General features: G+C 35.6%; 4 protein-coding genes and 1 pseudogene. 1 reads left to right on the top strand and 4 read right to left on the bottom strand.

Annotated elements, in window-relative coordinates; translation table 11 throughout:
• The coding region (locus VE944_RS15920; protein ID WP_324978625.1) for a phosphoribosyltransferase at positions 1-271 on the top strand (271 nt) is incomplete at its 5' end.
• A 214-nt stretch (positions 272-485) separates the two neighbouring features.
• Here VE944_RS15920 and VE944_RS15915 read toward each other — a convergent pair.
• The 4 genes and pseudogenes from VE944_RS15915 to VE944_RS15900 all read right to left on the bottom strand — a co-directional run.
• The gene (locus VE944_RS15915; protein WP_324978623.1) at positions 486-923 is read right to left on the bottom strand and encodes a helix-turn-helix domain-containing protein; all 438 of its coding nucleotides are present in this window, start codon (positions 921-923) and stop codon (positions 486-488) included.
• Positions 924-1,018: 95 nt separating this feature from the next.
• The gene (locus tag VE944_RS15910) at positions 1,019-1,327 is read right to left on the bottom strand and encodes a type II toxin-antitoxin system HigB family toxin (protein WP_324978621.1); all 309 of its coding nucleotides are present in this window, start codon (positions 1,325-1,327) and stop codon (positions 1,019-1,021) included.
• Between the two features lie 455 nt (positions 1,328-1,782).
• The gene (locus VE944_RS15905) at positions 1,783-2,016 is read right to left on the bottom strand and encodes a hypothetical protein (protein ID WP_324978620.1); all 234 of its coding nucleotides are present in this window, start codon (positions 2,014-2,016) and stop codon (positions 1,783-1,785) included.
• 89 nt (positions 2,017-2,105) lie between these two features.
• Positions 2,106-2,480, bottom strand: a pseudogene (locus tag VE944_RS15900) (type I DNA topoisomerase); the annotation flags it as partial.

Raw genomic sequence — 2,480 nt, 5'->3', positions numbered from 1 at the left:
CGAAAAGTTAGGTTCCCGCATTCTCTTAGTAGATGATTTGGTAGACTCTGGCATCACACTCCAGCAGACTATACCTTGGCTCCAGCAAAATACTGATTTCCCCATTGAGGAAATTCGCACCGCCGTTCTTTGGTATAAAGCTTGTTCAGTTATAGCACCCAATTATTATGTTGATTATTTGGCTGATAACCCCTGGATTCATCAACCTTTTGAATACTACGAGCAGATGAATATTGCACAACTCGCGGCTAAGGTAAATCAAGTGTGTTGATAAATACTTAGTAGCGCTACGCGAAATTCAAAATTAAGAATTCAAAAAGGTTATAGAGTCAGCTTTTTACTGGTTTTGTAACAAGATCCCCATACGGGTGTAGTTGGTTTACTTACGCCGTGATGTACTAGACATTATCTTGGCAGACACCCCAACAGTTGCCATATATATGCAAGTGATTCCAGGATAGGATAATGAAGATTCAACAGTTTCGCTACCTGGAGACTGCTTCTAAGAAGTCTTTCTGTGATGGATTTACTGGGAAAAATACGGACGGAGAAACATGAAAAAAATCTGCAAGCTTTTGGATATGTTCAACTGTTAATTTACGCTTACTTTTTAGTACATCAGAAACAATCGATTCAGTTTTGAAAATATCAATTAAATCTTTTTGTTTCAAATTAAGTTCTGCAATTAAAACCTTGAGAAGCTCTACCCCAAAAATATCTGGAACAATATCTTGTTTCTCTTCATATTCGTGAATTAACATACCTAGTAAATTCAAATAGGCTCTTTCGTCCTCAGTTAGTTTTCCCTTATCAATTAGAGCGTCAATTACCGTTTGAGTTTTTTCTAGGTCTTCTTCAGAAACTATGGGGCGAGGGGGAAAAGATGTGAGCAACTCCATGTAGCTGGTATTGTTGTATGACATTTTACCATTAGAATATTACTTAAATTATTTGAAAACTAAGATTGGTGGATTTACCAATCTTAATTTTACTTAGCTAGTAAAGCTTTTAATTAGCGCTAGCCGTTAAACCATATATCACTTTTCCAGTTATTTTTCTCATATTCTGAATGGGTGAGAAAGTAGCGGATAAATATCATTTTAGATTCATAGTCAATATAGGTTATTAATCTATATTTGTTTCCTCCAATATCAAAAACGATAAAGTTTTTAACTTGGTCAGGCGCAAAAATAGAAGTAGCTTTTATTTCAGCAAAACTATTCCAGTTTTGTGCTTTTACAAGCTTCTTCCAAGCTCGTAAACCAGGTTCTGCATCAGGGTGCTTTTCCCAGCCATTTTTGAGTCTGGTTTCAGTAATAATACGCATGGGCATGGACTACCTCTAGACAGAAAAAAGAACATAAATCTCTCCTTGTAATTCATAGGAATAGGAATTAGGGTTATTTTATAACTCCGGCGATTTACCTGAGTTCAAAATAATCCTTCTCTAAATTGATTGAAAAACCTTACTTAATTAATAAGTAAAGTAGAGGCTTTAAAATAATCTTAGCAAATTGCGAAGTTGATTGCAAGCGCTTGTTTGTTAAGTATTTATACTTGCTAGGGAAGAGGCGATCCAGATGTCATCGCCTTAATACGGGGTGAATTGACCAAATTGGCTCAATTGATTTTCCTAGATGTATATAGATTACTGTGCAGCGCAAACACTTTCTAAAAGATTGTAACGAGTACTACTGTCAGCAAATTTGTTAACAGCGTACATACAATTTTTAAAATATTTTACGAAGTTTTATTTCCAAAAAATAACTGTATAAAACTCTTTTACAGACCAAGCAGTTTTCTGGCTTCCTCTTTGAACTCTTCAGGACATTCATCAAGTAGTTTTTGCTTAACAGAGTTATTCAATTTTTTTGCGTCAAGCCAATCCACATTATTAAGCGACCACGCATTCCGATCATAAAATCTTTTAACCTGTCCATCTTGATACAGGGTGTAGTCATCATCGACCATTGAATTTCCCAAAAACACAGTACAAATTTCTTTTGATTGTGTCATAAGTAAAATTAAGTATTTTTTTGTTCAAAAATACAAGTAAATAATTAACAATACTATAGCCACAGCAGCTAGGGTTAGATAACTTTAAGTTAGGTTTTTGATATCTCCCCAAACTTAGGACTCCACCACCCTTTTTGGGTACTAAAATAAGCTACATCTTTATGTTTGGTATCCTTACGGGATTGTGCGTTAGAACATCGTAACATTGTCTTACTCTGCCCCTCTTTGATGTAACTGTACTCCTCTAGAGGTTTCTTACATACAGGGCAGGGATATGCCGTCGTCTTCACAAGAGGCTTTTGTTGATTTTCAGCTTGGACTGCTTTAGTTTGTGGTGGCTGCCAAGTTTTGTTAAAGTCGCTCCAAAATAGCACGACATTTTCACAGCCTTTTGTGCATTTGAGGAAATATTTCTTTTTAACTTTACTACTCGGAATTTTGGCGAGAAAATTTTTGCATTCAGG

Source organism: Nostoc sp., from assembly GCF_035638895.1.
GTDB lineage: Bacteria > Cyanobacteriota > Cyanobacteriia > Cyanobacteriales > Nostocaceae > Nostoc.
Note: the sequence above shows the minus strand (reverse complement) of the source record. Positions and strands in the feature narration are given on the sequence as shown.